The following is a 16,569-nucleotide window of genomic DNA, read 5'->3' on the forward strand; positions in this document are numbered from 1 at the left end:
TTTTTCATTTATACAATGAGAATGAGACATTGCTTTTCTCTTTTTTTTTAGATTTGAACCAAGATTGATAACCTTAATTAGCAGTTATAATTTATTAATTCAAGTTGTAGATTTTATTGGTATTTAGGTCAATGGAGAAATGGTCTGAAGCTTCACCCTTTAACATTTGGTCAAATATTTTAGTAAAGGACTTAAAGGAGTTGGTAAAGGTTTCGTTTTCCCTTAGTTCAATTTGGTTAGCTAGATGTAAAAGTTCTGAGAAGATTTTAATCTGCTGAGTGCCTAAGTCTTGATAAGCGATTTCATCTCCATTTTTAATAAAGTAAAAAGCGGTGATTAAATCCAAACCAGTCCAATTCTGCAAATTATCATAGTCTATTCCCTTTTTTGTTAATGTATTTATAAGCTCCTTTTTGGAATGGTCGGACATGTCCTTAGTTTGTAAGAACTTAAACCTTTCTGTTGCTTGATTTAGTGAGGAAAAATAGAAGAGTTCTTTTCCATTCATTTCAAGTAATTGTTGGCTAAAGTCTTCTGGCCAATCATTAGGGACAAACCTTAACCTGACCAATTCTTTAAGATGATAATTGGTGTATTCTTGATAATTATGGGAATTCAATACTTGACTGTCCCAGATATCCTTTTCATTATTTGCTTTAAGATAATTGTGTTCACCAAGGTAAAGGGGGAAGAAGGTGGTCATTTCTTGAACTTCGTTCAAACGGTGTGTCTGTATTTCAATACTGTCTTTTTTCCAGACTTTGAATGTTTTGAAGGCTGGTGGGTAGGCAGCTATGGATGGTACTTGAATATTGAATAAATGGTTGCCTTCTTCATCTTCAAAAATCCCCGTGTCATTGAGATGCATATGTCCTGCAACATGGATTTTTAAACCGGCCTGTGCATACAATTGCGAAGTGGAATATTTAGGGCTTCTAGTTAGTTGGAATTTATTTTCTCCAAATAATTTGCTTAACTGCTCATCCGTTCCATCATTGAATTCCACCAAGGGATAGTGGCTGAAGGAAATCAGTGTTTTACCCTTTTCTTTGGCCAATTGACTGATTTCCTTGATCCATTTTAAGTGATGCGCTTTTTGAATGGCAGTTAAGTTGAAACCAATGCTTGATCCTTTAAATCCCTCTTCATCATTGCTGGGCTGATATACATTGCCATCAATTGCCAATAGCCAAATTCCGGGAATCGGTTCTACCAAATAGGTTAAGTCTGGTAATCTGTGTGAATCATCCACCGGAAAGCTGCGAAATTTGAGTTGGGCATTGCTCAAGCTTTTATTGAAATCATAATGGGCATAATCAAGTGCTTCATAAGGATGGGTCCAAAATAGGTCCTTAGGATTGGGATAGAAGCCAAAGTCTCCCAAAATCTCACTTATTTCAGGATAACCCCCATATTGTATTTGTTGATCAATTGTTATTGGCGAAGCGATATTTTCTTTTCCTACTAGGAAGGAGGAATCACTGATCAGTATTTGCTCCTGACCATTTGGACCAAGAAAATCCCACTTTCCTCCAGGGCTGGCAAATGGTGTTACGGGGTCATGGTTACCAGTGGTCAGATAAAACCTCATTCCATATTCTTGCTCGTATCTCTTTAGGATTTTCCTAAGTGCTTTAATATTCATGGGCTGTCCATCATCACTAAAATCACCAGGAAGGACCACTATTTTAATTCCAAGTTCATTGATATTTGCTAATGCCTGGTGGAAGGCAAAATAGTTTTCATTAAAAAGTCTAGTTGAGTTTAGCTGGGCCTTCATAGTTCGTATAGTGGCGTATTTTCCAGCTTCTTCTAGGTATATTCCTTTAAAGTCACTATTTGTTAGGTCTGCAAAAACATCTTGTAAATGCACATCAGAAACGAAAGCGATTTTGTCTGAAGAATAAGTTGATTGTGCTTGGGAAATAGGAGTAGCCAAAAGAGCAACAGCTAGTAATAATGGCCATTTGTAGTTATTCATAAGGCCCGTATTTTGATGGAAATATTTGGTGTTTTTCATTAGAGAGATCTTTCAATAGGATAATTCATTATACCTATTTAATGTATGATAAACGCTGTAAAACTTAAATTATGCCCAATTTTTTAAGATAGAGCAATATGTTCCAATTTTCAAAACATGAAGGATAATGTGTTGATTTTGTTTGTGCAAACCTTTGCGTAATGATATATTGGAAAAGACTTTTATTTAAAATTAAATTAATGGAGTATTGGAGTTAGTTAGTGTTTAAAATTTATCAATGAATTTTAAAACCGACTTATTCAATTAGTCGGTTCTTTCCTTGGAAAGGATATTGAATTTATCATTGCTTGGTCAATTAAGGGCTGGCAATACACCCAAAATAACCCTGTTTGTATAATGTTGATCTCAGTTTTATCATTTATTGCCTTTACGCTTTTTGTGGCATTTTATGCATGGCGCAAGACCAGAAAAGAAAATTTGGATACGGAAGATGGCTATTTTCTAGGTGGAAGAAGCCTTACAGGTGTAGTCATAGCCGGCTCTATGATTATGACCAATATTTCCACTGAGCATTTGGTGGGAATGAATGGATCTTCCTATAAAAATGGCTTTGTCATAATTGCATGGGAAGTGACTTCTGCTCTGGCTCTTATTGTTGCTGCCGTTTATTTTGTGCCCAAATATCTAAAAATGGGATTGACCACCATCCCACAGTATTTAGAGTCTCGTTATGATGCAGGAACCCGCTCAATGGTGGCATTATTCTTATTGGTCTCTTTTGCTGTGACTTTGTTGCCTATTGTACTTTATACAGGGGCGATTAATTTAGAAAGTTTATTTAATGTTTCTGAGGTATTGGGAGTAAGTAGGGAAACAGGACTTTGGTATACCGTCTTGGCTGTTGGGGGGATTGGTTCTGTTTATGCGATTTTTGGTGGATTAAAGGCCGTGGCAGTGTCCGATACCATTAATGGGTATGGATTATTGATTGCTGGTTTACTCGTTCCGGTGATAGCATTATTTATGATAGGAGAGGGAAATCCATTTAGCGGAATGGGGAAGGTGTTTGAAAATAGCCCAGAGAGGTTCAATGTCATTGGGGCAAAGGATTCTGTATTGCCATTTAGTACTTTATTTACTGGATTGATCATTAATCAGCTTTATTTCTGGTGTATGAACCAAACTATAATCCAGAGGGCTCTTGGTGCGAAAAACCTGAAGGAAGCACAAAAAGGATTATTGTATACAGGTGCCCTTAAATTGCTAGTTCCCTTTATTATTGTCTTGCCCGGCGTGATTGGCTATTACTATTTTGGTAATCAGTATTTCGACAGTCAGGACATGGTGTACCCAGAGTTGGTCAAAAAGGTCTTGCCTGTAGGCTTGACCGGAGTTTTTGCAGCAGTAATCATGGGAGCTGTGTTAAGTACATTCAATAGTGTATTGAATAGCGCCTCAACTATATTCAGTATAGATATTTATAAGCGGCTTATCAAGCCTTCTGCCAGTCCACATAAATTGGTGCTTGCAGGTAAACTATCCGCTACTTTTTTAGCAGTAACTTCGATAGTGGCAGCACCTATGGTAGCTAATGCTCCGGAAGGTTTGTTTCAGCTATTACAACAATTGAACGGAATATTCTTCATTCCTATTGCTTCGATTATGATTGCAGGCTTCTTTACCAAAAATATTACAGCAGCAGCTGCCAAGGTGGCCTTGGTGACTGGCTTGATATTTTATATTCTAGCAACATTTATATTGGAGATAGACATCCATTTTGTGCATGTTTGGGGAATTGAGTTCTTGTTGAATATGGGGATCATGTTTTTGATATCCCATTTCTGGCCAAAAGAAATCAAAGAAGTTGCTGTTGACAGGGAAGGAGCCAATTTTTATAAATGGAAGTATGCAGGTATCGTTTCCATCAGCTTGGTAATCATCACACTGACCATTTATATATGGTTGGGGAATGTGTAATTAAAACCATCTATTTATTCAATGAAGCCGATAAATTATTTCAAATACAGCGTTTTAGCTGCTTTTTTGAACATGGTTCAATTGGGTTTTGCTCAGCAAAAAACAGTAGTTGACTATGTGAATCCATTAATAGGAACAGCTGTGGAAGGTTTTTCTCCTGGTAAAGATGGAGGTGGAACCATGCCTTGTGTAGGCTTGCCTTTTGCTATGACCAATTTTGTAGCACAAACTAGGGAAAATAAAATCAGTGAGATGCCCTATGTTTATGAAGATGGGCATATTCAGGGCTTTATGGCTACCCATCAGCCCACAGTATGGATGGGGGATTATGGATATGTTTCTTTGATGCCAGGGGTTGGATCATTGAAATTGTTGCCGGAAGATCGTCAAATGTCCTTTTCGCATAAGAATGAAAAGCTTGGTCCACATTATTATAGTGTGGAAATGTCTAATGGATCATCAAGTATAAAAGGTGAAATAGCCGCTGCATCTAGGGCCGGCCTATTCCGCTTCACCTTTCCTGAAGACGATGAAGCGTTTATTGTGGTACAAGCCATTAACATTACTGAAAACAAAAAGGATTTTCAGGCATATTTGGAAATAGATGAGGTGAAGCAGGAAATTCGGGGATATAACCCTCAGAGAATGTCATCACATCTTGGGCCTGATTTGCCTAATTTTAAAGGGTATTTTGTAATTACATTTGATAAGCCCTTTAAGCAGTATGGTACCTGGAATTCTTTTAGGAACGAACCCCAGATCAGTCCAATGGGCAAGGAACAAGAAGGGGCAAGAATGGGTGGATATATCCAATTTGAAACAGAAGATAAAGAAGTTGTTCAAGCTAAAGTAAGTACCTCATTTATATCTTTGGAACAGGCACGTCAAAACCAAAATATTGAGGTGCCTGATTGGGATTTTGATGCTTTGGTGAAGAGGACAGAAGAAGTTTGGCAAAAGAGACTGAGCAGGCTGCAGATAAAAGGGGCTACTGAAGACCAGAAAACTATTTTTTATACCGCACTGTTTCACACGATGTTGTTCCCTAGGGAGTTTTCAGAATACGGAAGATATTACAGTGCCTTTGATGATCAGGTTCATGAAGGCGTTTCTTATAATGATTATTCTCTTTGGGATACATTTAGGGCTTTACATCCGCTGATGTATTTTACCAATCCTGAAAGAGTAAGTCCCATGGTACAATCCCTACTTCAAATGTACCAAGAGGGAGGTTGGTTGCCGAAATGGCCCAATCCAACTTATACAAATATTATGGTGGGTACCCATGCTGATGCCTTTATTGCTGATGCTTATATGAAAGGCTTTAGGGATTATGATGTAGCGTTGGCCTATCAGGCAATTAGAAAGGATGCCATGCACCCACCTTTCAGAGATACTGAAAGAAATTGGGGAGATAGAAATGAAGGAGAATTATATGAAGCCAGGGGTGGTTTGACCTATTACCATTCTTTAGGTTATGTTCCTGCAGATAAGACCAGAGAATCAGTTACTAGAACCATTGAATTTGGAATTGATGATTATAGTATTGCACAGATGGCCAAGGAACTTGGGAAGGAAGATGACTATGCTAGGTTAATGCACTGGAGTAAGAATTACAAAAACTTGTTTAATCCTGAAACAGGCTTTTTTAATGCGAGGCTTTTAGATGGGAACTGGCATGGAAATACCCAAGAGGGATTTACAGAAGGAGGAAGATGGACCTATTTATTTGGAGCAATGCATGATGTTCCGGGGATGATAGCATTGTTCGGTGGAGAGGAAAAATTTGCACAGAAACTTAAGGAGAATTTTGAAGGACAACACTATAGGCATGATAATGAGCCAGGACATCATTATGCCTATTTGTTTAATTATTGCGGTATGCCTTGGGAAACACAAGCCTTGGTTCGAAAGCATACTTCGGAGGAAAATTATAGAAATCAGCCTATCGGAATAAATGGAAATGATGATTGTGGCCAAATGTCTGCATGGTATATTTTTAGCTCACTCGGATTCTATCCCGTTTCTCCAACTGCAGAGAAGTTTGCCTTAGGGGCGCCCCAATTTGAAGAAATCAGTATAGATCTTTCTGATCAAGGAGGAGATAATAGTTTCCTGATTAAAGCCGAAAATATCTCGGATAAGAATATGTATGTGCAAGCTGTTTATTTGGATGGAAGAGAATTAAAAACGCCCTTTATTTCCTACAAGGAAATTGTGGGAGGCCATGAATTGATTTTCGAGATGGGAAGCAAACCGAATCCAAGTGTTTTTAATGATTAATTTCCAGATACTGGATAATTAACTTTAAATCTTATATGAATATATGGTCTTGTTTTTTTCAGGTAATTAAATTTTGCTAGCTGGATTGGCTAGTACTTTTTTCATTGTTTTAATAGTTAAAGCTTACCATGCATATTGAGGTTTAAAGTTGAGTTTTTTTTTAGATAGCTTATTTACGTCTCCTATTCCCATCCTGTTGTTCCTTGTTTATTAGAATCTACAAGTTTTTACGATTTCGGCTTTGGAAATACACCATATAATATCCTGAAAAAAGGAATAAAGAAGTATTTGTTATTCAGTGCAAACGTTTGCACAAATATATTTGTAAACGTCGATTTAACACTTTTAATTTACGAAATAACAATATTGTTAATTCATAAAATACAGAATCAAATATTTATAAATAGGATTACTGTAGTCTAAAGTTTGCTTTAATGCTTTATCATAAACGTAATGAATTTATCAGTTTCAATCCAAAATAACATCTTATGAACCAATTTCCACACCAAAAAAACAAATGGCTAAATATGTTCCTCCCGGGAATAATGATAGGTCATATGAAGAAATTCCCCCTGATGATTTTATTCATCATTTTTGCAAAATTGAGTTTTGCACAGAGTAATATCACAGGCAAAGTAATTTCAGGAGAAGATGAACAAGCCATCCCCGGTGTAACAGTTTTGCTGAAAGGGACCTCTAATGGTACTGTAACGGATTTGGATGGTAACTATTTCATTAGTGTACCCGATGTGTCTGCAGCGGAGCTATCTTTTTCCTTTGTTGGCTATATCACCAAGTCGGTTGCCATCAATAACCAATCCCAGATTAATATCACTTTAGAACCAGATGTGGCTCAATTGGATGAAGTAGTAGTGGTGGGTTACGGTGAAACTAAAAAGAAAGATTTAACTGGTTCTGTAGTTTCCATGGGCAGTGAGACGATCAAGGAAACCAATAAAGTGAATGCCTTTCAGGCCATGCAAGGCCAAGTGGCCGGTGTCAATATTCAGGCAGCAGATAATAAGCCTGGAGGAGGTTTTAATGTGCGGATAAGAGGATCCAACACTATAAACGCCAACGAAACAGTGGAGCAAGGAGGTTTTAACCCTGGTCAAAACCCTTTATTTGTCGTGGATGGCATTTTCGTGAATGATATATCCTTTTTGAATCCTTCAGATATTGAACGAATGGATGTATTGAAGGACGCTTCTGCCACTGCTATTTATGGTTCCAGAGGTAGTAATGGGGTGGTCATCATAGAAACCAAAAAAGGAAGTGAAGGCAGTGTTTCTGTTCAGTATGATAATTATATAGGGGTAAAACAAGCTTATAATATCCCTGATATGCTTCAGGGGGAAGAATTTGTAGAATATTTCAAGGATGCTATTGTTGGAAATTTTTATGCCTCCGGAAATTTTGATGTGTCGAGAGATGATGTGGATTTGGCGGATTATATGAGGCCCAATGAAATGGAAAACATTGCCAATAATAATTATGTAAACTGGATAGATTTAGTTAAACATAATGGGATGCAGCAAAACCATACGCTCAGCTTAAATGGCGGTAACAGCAAAACGGTTTATGGGATTGGTGTGGCTTATACACAAGATGAGGGAACCTTTGAAGGAGAGGATTATGAGCGGTATACAATTCGTGGCAATTTGAGTAGCAAATTATCTGATTATGTAAGTTTAAGTATGAGTAACTATGCTTCATTTTCCATCAGAAATGAGGGAAGCCGTGAAGGTTTAAGAAGTGCTTATAGATTAAGGCCAACAGGAACTCCATATGATGAAAATGGTGATCCGGTATTTTTTCCATTGGAAGGCGAAACATTTATTACCAACCCGCTATTTGAACCTAGTAACATCACTAGGGAAACTAGAAGTTTAAATTATTTGAGTAATCTTTCTTTGGCAGTGACTCCTGTCAAAAACCTCAAAATCAGTTCTAATTTCTCTCCGAATATAGAATTCAACCGCTATGGAGAATATAGGGGTAGATATGCCAAATCAACCAGTGGGAATATTGAAAATAGACGGGCAGATGTAACCAATGGAAATAGGATTTCTTATACCTGGGATAATATTGTGAACTATAAATGGGAGGCCAATGCAGATCATAGCATCAATGCAACCTTTGTTTACTCTCTATTTATGGACCGGTACGAGAATTACAGGATGCAAAGAAGGAATTTCAATACGGACGATTATCTGTTTTATAATATTGATGCTGGTTCCGATATCCGAAATGTAGAAAGCGGTTTTTCAAAACAAACGCTTGAATCATATACTGGTAGGATTAATTATGCCTTTAGGGACAAATACCTATTGACCTTGACAGGAAGATATGATGGATCTTCAATATTGGCAGAGGACAATAAGTGGGCATTCTTCCCTTCAGCTGCCTTTGCATGGAGAGTTATTGATGAAGGGTTTATGGAACAACAAAATCTATTTGATGAATTAAAGTTGCGTATTAGCTATGGGCAGACTGGAAATAATGGTGCTGGCGGAGGACTTAGGCCTTTAGGGTCCCAGTCATTGATCGGCAATGGTTTTACTAATTTGGGAGGGAATGTGACCCAAACAGCTTTTGTGAGCAGTTTAGCCAACCAGAATTTAACCTGGGAAAAGACCAAGGAAATCAATTTTGGTTTGGATTTCGGTTTCTTCAATAATAGGCTTTATGGTTCATTGGATATCTATAATAGAAAGAATACCGGTATTATTTTCTTTAGGCCAACTCCTACGGTTACGGGTTTTTCTGGGGTATTTGAAAATGTAGGTGAAGCTACCAACAAAGGAATTGAACTCGGTTTAACCTCTGTGAATTTCGATAGAAAGGATTTTAAATGGACTACTTCCTTGAACTTTGCCATGAATAAAAATGAAGTAACCCAATTATACGGGGACTTGAATGAAATATTGTTTGGCGTGCAGGCGGGTTCTTTTATTCATAGGGTTGGAGAGCCTGTGGGATCTATTTATGCTTATAAATTTGATGGGATTTGGCAATTGGATGAAATAGAAGAGGCCCAAAGTTATGGGCAACAGCCAGGCCAGGTAAAGGTAAAGGATATCAATAATGATGGTCAAATAGATGCTGATGACAGAACGGTACTTGGGGCAAATATGCCTGATTGGACAGGAGGGATTTCCAACACATTTAACTACAAACAATGGGACTTTACATTTTTTGTAAGAACAAGTCAAGGAGCTGTATCACCAAGTTATTTCCATATTTCACATTCTGGAGGCTTCGATTCTACACCTGCTAGGTTTAACAGTTTGAAAAGCAATTATTGGACCCCAGACAATCCTTCCAATGAATGGTATCAGCCAAGTAATAATGGCCCATTTGCTGAGGCATTGACCTATCACGATGTGTCTTTTGTAAAGGTAGGCTATATCACTTTGGGCTATAACTTCGATAATGCTGTTTTGGATGCACTTAAAATCGGTAGTCTTAGGTTATACTTTACCGCTCAAAATCCATTCACATTCACCAAATATGATGGTTGGGATCCGGAGAATGCAGCCCGTAATAGCTGGGGATCGGCTTATATGTCCAGAATCCTTATGGGAGGTATAAATGTTAAATTTTAATTTGAGATGATTATGAATAAATATAAAATATTATCTGTTTTTGCTGGTTTTACTTTGGCTTTACAGTCCTGTAGTGACTTTTTAGATGAAGAAAATAGGGAATCACTTACTGATGAATTGTTATTCAAAGACCCTGCGGCTTTTGATCAATTGGTGGCAAATGGATATGATAAGTTAAGATTGGCCACAACTTTTTATGATCTAGATCACCAAGGTACAGATGTGTTTACGAGAGGAGATATTATCTCCGGAATCAGTGAATTGAACGACTATGTGAACCTTAGGCCTGCCAATGGATCTGTTAGAACCTATTGGACCAATTATTATGCTGTTGTTGCCGCGGCCAATACAGCAATAGATAGGGCAGATGAAATAGAGGGACTATCACAATCTGCCAAAGACAAAGGAATAGGTGAAGCCAAGTTTTTGAGGGCATTCTCTTATTTTCATTTGGTAGAAAACTTTGGAGAAGTCCCATTGGTATTAAATGAAATAAGAAGCGCTCAATCTGATTTCACTAGGGCTTCCGAGCAGGAGGTTTATGCACAAATACTTCAGGATATAGAAGATGCTTTGGGAGCTGTGGACGAAAATACAGATGAATTTGGTAGGGTAAGCAAGGATGCCGTAAGACACCTAAAGGCAAAGGTTTTATTGACCAAAGGATACAAAAGCTTCGGCAGTTCACAGGATTTTTCTGATGCTGCTTCCATCGCTGAAACGGTGATTGCGAACCATCCATTGGAAGATAGTTTTAGCTTGTTAATGGAAGAGGAAAACCAAAGAAATGAAGAGGTCATTTTCTCTTTGCTTTATGGAAATAACCCTGTGTCCAGAGGATTGGGGAATAATAGGCACTTATTGTTCAAATTCAGCTATGATGTATATCCTGGTCAGACCCGCTCTACCTTGTACCATAGAGGTCTTGGAACAGCCCCAACTCCTTATTATTTCTCATTATTTGAAGATGGGGACGAGAGGGAGTCAACTTCTATTAGAAGGTTGATGAATGCTGAAGTAGATGGTCCTGACGGTGTAATACAGGCTGGTGATACTAGTATTTATTTTCCTAAAACAGCATGGTCAGAGGCGGTAATAGCCAGTAAAGATTATGTAGTCATTAATCCTGCTCAATATTTTGTTCCGGATGGAATTACCCAAGTGCATTATCCCATGTTCAAAAAATTTGATGATCCAGGAGTGCCTTATACTAATCCCGGTATTAACCCTGATGGAGAGCGAGATGCCATGATTATGCGTTCAGGTGAAACTAGGATAATTGCTGCGGAGGCTTACCTCCAAAGTGGTAATGCTGCCAAAGCGGCTGAGCATATCAATGCTTTAAGGTTTAGAGCAGGTTTAGAGGAAATGGTTGAAGCTGATGAAGTGGATATCGACCTTATTATGGACGAAAGTGCCAAAGAACTAGGAGGGGAAATCAGCAGATGGATGGAGCTAAAAAGAAACGGAACTTTGATCGACAGGGTATTGGCACATAATCCCCATGCTGCATTGAATAATGCCATTAAACCCTACCACCTTTTGAGACCTATTCCACAAAGTGAAGTAGATGTCAGTGGCGGTAGCATCTCACAAAACGAAGAATATAATTAAGATTGGGGTTTATAAACTAGGAACTTTTTTCTTTTGGAAAAAAGTTCCTTTCGTATTTTACAATCCATCTTTATAGTTTAATTATCATATTTTAGAAAAAAACAAAATGAACAGTATAACCCGAAAAACATTTTTGAAACAATCCCTAGGAATGGGGACTGCTCTATATTTTATGCCAGGCATGAGTATTTCCAGTTTTGGTCAATCTCATGGCAATGGAGCAGAGGGATTAATGGATCAGCTGATCGAGGCCAATGACAGGCATGTTCAGGCGCTCTTGAGTCAAGGTGAGGCAGCCAACCGTCATGGAGGAAGGAGCGATGGCTATAATTTTGCTAAATTTTCAGCAGCCTACTGTTGTAAGGAGTCGAAGTTTTTTGAAGATAAGGAACTGATTGAAGCTTTGCTGAAAACTACGGATAAGCTGATTGCTAGTCAAAGGCCAGATGGTACAATTAATGCTGGAAATTTGGAATCACCACCAGATACAGGATTTATCATGAAGCCGCTTTGTTCTGGGGTATATATTTTAGGCCAAAAGGAAGATAAAGCATTAGAGGAGGTAAAAGCAAAAATAAAGACATTTATTCAAGATGCCGGTGAAGCACTGGTCGTTGGGGGGATACATACACCCAACCACAGATGGGTGGTTTGTCAGGTTTTGGCCATGATCCATAGGCTGTATCCTGATCAAAGGTATATTGACCGAATTGATGACTGGTTGGATGAAGGGATTTATATGGATGAAGATGGGCATTACCCAGAACGCAGCATGAATTATTCTGATGTGGAGAATAGTGCCTTTTTAACACTGGGAAGGATTTTGGACCGACCAGCGTTATATGAAGCGCCAAGGAAGAGTTTGGAGATGACCTATTATTATATGGAACCAAATGGGGACTTGGTCACCACTGATTCCAGAAGACAGGACCAATATTCCCATAGAAGTATTATTGTACAGTATCTTCATTACAGGCATTTGGCGATATTGGACCAGGATGGGAAGTTTGCGCAGATTGTTAAAATGATTGAGGGCTTTCCGGGCTTTGAGGAATTGATCATTGAGGAAGAGCTTTACAGCTTTATGGATAATGAGTTGTTACAGGAAGAGCTGCCCCAATTAGAAGCGGTTCCAACCAATTTTGAGAAGCTCTTCAAAACCAGCAGCCTGGCAAGGATACGCAGGGGGGACACCACAGCTACTATTTTTGGCGGGGTAGACTGGCCATTAATTATTGCATCTGGTAGATCTGTTAGCCCTAATTTTTTCAGCTATAGAAAGGGAAAAGCCATACTATGGTATATGCGCATGTCTGCGAATTTCTTCAGTATGGGACATTTTAGAAGTGAAGGTTTAAGAAAAGAAGGGAACAAATATATCCTTCATAAAAAGCTAGATGTTCCTTATTATCAACCATTGCCCAAGGATGAAAGAAATAAAGAGGGAGATTATGCACATACGCCAAGTACTAATGACAGATTTTGGAGCAAAATGGCTTTTGATAAAAGGCCTGTCAGCAATGTAAAGACATTGGACAGTACGGTGACCATTGAGGAAAATGCTGGCAAAGTGGATGTTCATTTTGATGTAGGAGGTCTGGAAGGAGTAAGCGTTACGATCGAATTGTGTTTTGATGAACAAGGCCAATTAAAAGGAGTAGAAAAAGCAGCAGATGGGGAAAACTATTATCTTCCTACTGGAAGTGGAAGCTTCGAAAATGGAGGGGATAAAATCACATTTGGCCCTGGGGTGAAAATGCATGAAAGAATAAGGGGCTTGGACGGGGAAAAATACAGCGTTCATTTTGGAAGCTTGAGAACTGAAGGAAACCATGTTTATCTAACGGGTATTACACCGTTTACCCATACACTAACTTTTGAATGAAATTTATGAAACAGGCTAAACAAGTGTTGATTTTTGCGTTGGGAGCTTTATTGTTTTCTTGCCAGGAAAACGAAGAACAACTTTTCAAATTTTCAGTTGAAAATTCATCTAAGATAGATCTCAAAGAGAAAGCTTTGAAAGTTTCCAGGACTGATATGGATGAAAAGTCCATTACAAGCTCATTTCCTAATTTAAGGAATGAAAAAGGAGAATTTGTACCCAGTCAGCTGGTTGATGAAGATGGAGATGGTAACTGGGATCAATTATTCTTTTTAATTGACCTTGAGTCAGGCGAGAAGAAGCAATTAAGTCTCGGGTGGATAGATGATCCGGTAGAAATGGGACAGCGGACATATGTTCGTTTTGGTGTTCGACCTTCAGTCAATGATACAGTGCGTCCAGCTAAAGTCCATACATTTTATCCTGATATGTTACCTGGGGTAATGGGCTATCAGCCATACCAGACCGATGGACCTTCTTGGGAGAATGACAAGGTTGGTTTTAGGCATTATTTGGATGGAAGAAACTCCAAGGATGTTTTTGGGAAAAAGACCCCTGAAATGTCTCCGGTTGATGTCGGGATTAATTCAGATGGCGTTACTGAGGATAATTACCATGTAATGGAAAATTGGGGCAGGGATATTTTATCTGTCGGAACCTCAGTAGGTTTAGGGGGCTATTCTTTGAAAGTAGGCGAGCACTTAATGCGCTTGGGAGTCACGCAGCAAGATAGCCTGAACAATGTAGATGCCACTACTTTCTCAGTAAGAGAAAGTGGACCTCTATTATCCCTTATGCAATATGATTATAATAATTGGAAACCAGAAGGGACCAAACGGAATTATCTAGTTCGAGAACAGTCGGAAATTTGGCCGGGAATGTATGCTTTTAAAAATACTTTCAGTATTACAGGTTTGGAAGGGGATGAAGAGGCCATTATTGGTTTGGTAAATAATCAAACAGATAAGGATTTGATGATATCAGAAGTAGGGGATTTTGTCGTATTGTACACCCATGATAGACAAACCTATGATAAAGAATGGTATTTAGGTTTAGGCCTGATTTTAACTAAGGAGGACTATTTGGGCTGGATGCGAGCTCCTTCAACTGGGCAAATCACAGATACCTATTTAGCTAGAGTTAAGATCGAAAATGATAAACCCATCAGTTATTATGCAGTAGCTGGATGGGAATTATCAGACCCTAATTTTACCAAGGAAGAATATTTTATGGATTATATTATAGGTTTGGCGGAGCAACTTAATGTCAAGGTGAAGATTGAGGTTCACAACTAATAATAACTAGAAATGGCTTAAGGTTTTTCCTTGGCAATAAGTACTATAAAAAATGGACGATATTAATAAAATGAACTATTTGTATAAAAGAGTACACCATTTTAATTTTAGTAAATCAATAGGATTTCTGATGTTACTAATTTTGGAATTAGGTTTAACCTTCGAAGTATATTCTCAGGAAAAAATTACAGATACTAATACCCCATTGCATTTAATTCAGCCTGAGTATCCTGTACCATATGGTAATATTCGTCAGGAAGAAACGATAGCAGTATTGAACAAAATATATGATTATTTGAATGGAGTTACACCTGCAGAATTGGTGGAAGGTGATAATAAGGCAATTGTTAAGGAAATTTTATCTGCTTCAAGTTCTGCCAGTTTGGCAAAAGGAGATTTTAGATTGTTGAGTTATGAATGGGGAGTCACTTATGCGGGCATGTTATCTGCAGCCGAGGCTACTGGAGATTCCAAATTTAAGGATTATACCTTTGACCGCTTGACCTTTTTGAATGAGTTGTTCAAACACTATAATAATTCCACATTATCAGAGGAAAAACCAAGTCCAATTGATAAAGTTTTGCATCCACATGCCCTAGATGATGCGGGAGCTATGTGTGCTGCGCTTATAAAAGCAAAACAAGCAGGACTAAATGAGGATGTTAGGCCAATGGTGAATAATTTCATTGATTTCATCATGAATAAGCAGTACCGATTACAAGATGGTACTCTTGCTAGGAATAGACCGCTAAAAAATACTCTTTGGTTGGATGATCTTTTTATGAGTGTTCCGGCTTTGGCCCAAATGGGAAAGCTTAGTGGAGAAATGAAGTATTTTGATGAGGCTACAAAACAAGTAGAACTGTTTTCTGACCGGATGTTTAATGCTGAAAAAGGTATTTATATGCATGGCTGGGTAGAAGGCGCTGAAAACTTTCCTCAATTCCATTGGGGAAGGGCTAATGGTTGGGCATTTATGACTTTAGTAGAATTATTAGATGTATTGCCCCAAGAACATCCAAAGTATGATAAGATGATGGGATATTTCTTGGCTCATGCAAAAGGCTTGGCTCAATATCAATCAGGAACAGGATTTTGGCATCAATTGATTGATAGAGAGGATAGCTATTTAGAAACATCAGCTACCGCAATTTATACTTATTGCTATGCAAAGGCCATCAATAATGGCTGGTTAGACTATAGGGTTTTTGGTCCATTGACCATACTAGGATGGACAGCGGTTACTACTAAGGTAAATGATAAAGGGCAGGTTGAAGGGACTTGTGTAGGGACAGGTATGGGATTTGATCCGGGATTTTATTATTACAGGCCTGTTAATGTTTATGCCGCTCATGGCTACGGTCCAGTCCTCCTTGCTGGTGCTGAAATTCTAAAAATGCTAAATAAAAAAACGTTCAAAATAGATGAAACAGCAGTTCAGTTTTCGGAATGAGTAATTAAAAAATACAGATTGATTTTTTCTTTGAAATTAAAAAGGGTTTAGGTTTTTACATTTAAATCCTTTTTAATTTTATGGTGTAATGCAATGTATTGGTATTTTGATTTTGTGAAAATTTATTTTTTTGAAATAATAATTGGTTTAATAAAGAATATCCTATTTTGATTAACTGCGCAAACCTTTGCATAAATAGATTTGCTAGCCTGATTTTTTAGGTATTTCTTTGAAGTATATATCAGCAATGAACAGGTGACAAATCTTAGATTTGAGTTTATGTTATTTGATAAAATAAGACACTTGTGAAATGTAAATGATATTAAAATAGAAAGAATTAAATTGAAATTGGGGTTTATAGACGGGGATCTTTTCTCTTATAGAGAAAAGATCCTTTTTTCTTTTTGAGCCAATTTATTCGGATTGGCATTGCGTTATTTTTTTAAGATTGCTGCTGGAAGTTAAAATGCAGA

The 16,569-nt window shown here is 37.9% G+C and carries 8 protein-coding genes; 7 read left to right on the forward strand and 1 reads right to left on the reverse strand.

The features are described from left to right. Positions 1-94: 94 nt before the first annotated feature. Positions 95-1,981 (reverse strand): metallophosphoesterase family protein, encoded by a 1,887-nt coding sequence (locus KMW37_RS12300; protein WP_215224933.1) that lies wholly within the window; start codon positions 1,979-1,981, stop codon positions 95-97. A 396-nt stretch (positions 1,982-2,377) separates the two neighbouring features. Here KMW37_RS12300 and KMW37_RS12305 point away from each other — a divergent pair, with 396 nt between their 5' ends. The 7 genes from KMW37_RS12305 to KMW37_RS12335 all read left to right on the forward strand — a co-directional run bounded on the left by KMW37_RS12305 (position 2,378) and on the right by KMW37_RS12335 (position 16,096). Further along, positions 2,378-3,958, forward strand: coding sequence for a solute:sodium symporter family transporter (locus KMW37_RS12305; RefSeq protein WP_215224934.1), 1,581 nt, complete (start codon positions 2,378-2,380; stop codon positions 3,956-3,958). Between the two features lie 21 nt (positions 3,959-3,979). Beyond that, on the forward strand, positions 3,980-6,241 hold the full coding sequence (locus tag KMW37_RS12310; RefSeq protein WP_215224935.1) for a GH92 family glycosyl hydrolase: 2,262 nt from the start codon (positions 3,980-3,982) through the stop codon (positions 6,239-6,241). A 557-nt stretch (positions 6,242-6,798) separates the two neighbouring features. Continuing rightward, positions 6,799-9,849: a SusC/RagA family TonB-linked outer membrane protein gene (locus KMW37_RS12315; protein ID WP_246581466.1), complete on the forward strand. Its 3,051-nt coding sequence runs from the start codon at positions 6,799-6,801 to the stop codon at positions 9,847-9,849. Between the two features lie 12 nt (positions 9,850-9,861). Next, on the forward strand, positions 9,862-11,463 hold the full coding sequence (locus tag KMW37_RS12320) for a RagB/SusD family nutrient uptake outer membrane protein (RefSeq protein ID WP_215224936.1): 1,602 nt from the start codon (positions 9,862-9,864) through the stop codon (positions 11,461-11,463). A gap of 106 nt (positions 11,464-11,569) precedes the next feature. Then, complete coding sequence (locus tag KMW37_RS12325; RefSeq protein ID WP_215224937.1) at positions 11,570-13,348, forward strand: hypothetical protein; 1,779 nt, start codon at positions 11,570-11,572, stop codon at positions 13,346-13,348. A gap of 5 nt (positions 13,349-13,353) precedes the next feature. After that, the gene (locus KMW37_RS12330; protein WP_215224938.1) at positions 13,354-14,643 is read left to right on the forward strand and encodes a DUF4861 domain-containing protein; all 1,290 of its coding nucleotides are present in this window, start codon (positions 13,354-13,356) and stop codon (positions 14,641-14,643) included. A 130-nt stretch (positions 14,644-14,773) separates the two neighbouring features. Continuing rightward, positions 14,774-16,096, forward strand: coding sequence for a glycoside hydrolase family 88/105 protein (locus KMW37_RS12335; RefSeq protein WP_215224939.1), 1,323 nt, complete (start codon positions 14,774-14,776; stop codon positions 16,094-16,096). The last annotated feature ends 473 nt before the right edge of the window (positions 16,097-16,569 follow it).

The sequence above is a fragment of the Echinicola shivajiensis genome, from assembly GCF_018642165.1.
GTDB classification, from domain to species: domain Bacteria; phylum Bacteroidota; class Bacteroidia; order Cytophagales; family Cyclobacteriaceae; genus Echinicola; species Echinicola shivajiensis.

What these genes read in the sequence shown, in the direction of transcription:
- KMW37_RS12330 (WP_215224938.1), top strand. Translation starts at nt 13,354, where the DNA reads ATGAAACAGGCTAAACAAGTGTTGATTTTTGCGTTGGGAGCTTTATTG.
- KMW37_RS12305 (WP_215224934.1), top strand. Translation starts at nt 2,378, where the DNA reads ATGTTGATCTCAGTTTTATCATTTATTGCCTTTACGCTTTTTGTGGCA.
- KMW37_RS12320 (WP_215224936.1), top strand. Translation starts at nt 9,862, where the DNA reads ATGAATAAATATAAAATATTATCTGTTTTTGCTGGTTTTACTTTGGCT.
- KMW37_RS12300 (WP_215224933.1), bottom strand. Translation starts at nt 1,981, where the DNA reads ATGAATAACTACAAATGGCCATTATTACTAGCTGTTGCTCTTTTGGCT.
- KMW37_RS12315 (WP_246581466.1), top strand. Translation starts at nt 6,799, where the DNA reads ATGAAGAAATTCCCCCTGATGATTTTATTCATCATTTTTGCAAAATTG.
- KMW37_RS12335 (WP_215224939.1), top strand. Translation starts at nt 14,774, where the DNA reads ATGTTACTAATTTTGGAATTAGGTTTAACCTTCGAAGTATATTCTCAG.
- KMW37_RS12325 (WP_215224937.1), top strand. Translation starts at nt 11,570, where the DNA reads ATGAACAGTATAACCCGAAAAACATTTTTGAAACAATCCCTAGGAATG.
- KMW37_RS12310 (WP_215224935.1), top strand. Translation starts at nt 3,980, where the DNA reads ATGAAGCCGATAAATTATTTCAAATACAGCGTTTTAGCTGCTTTTTTG.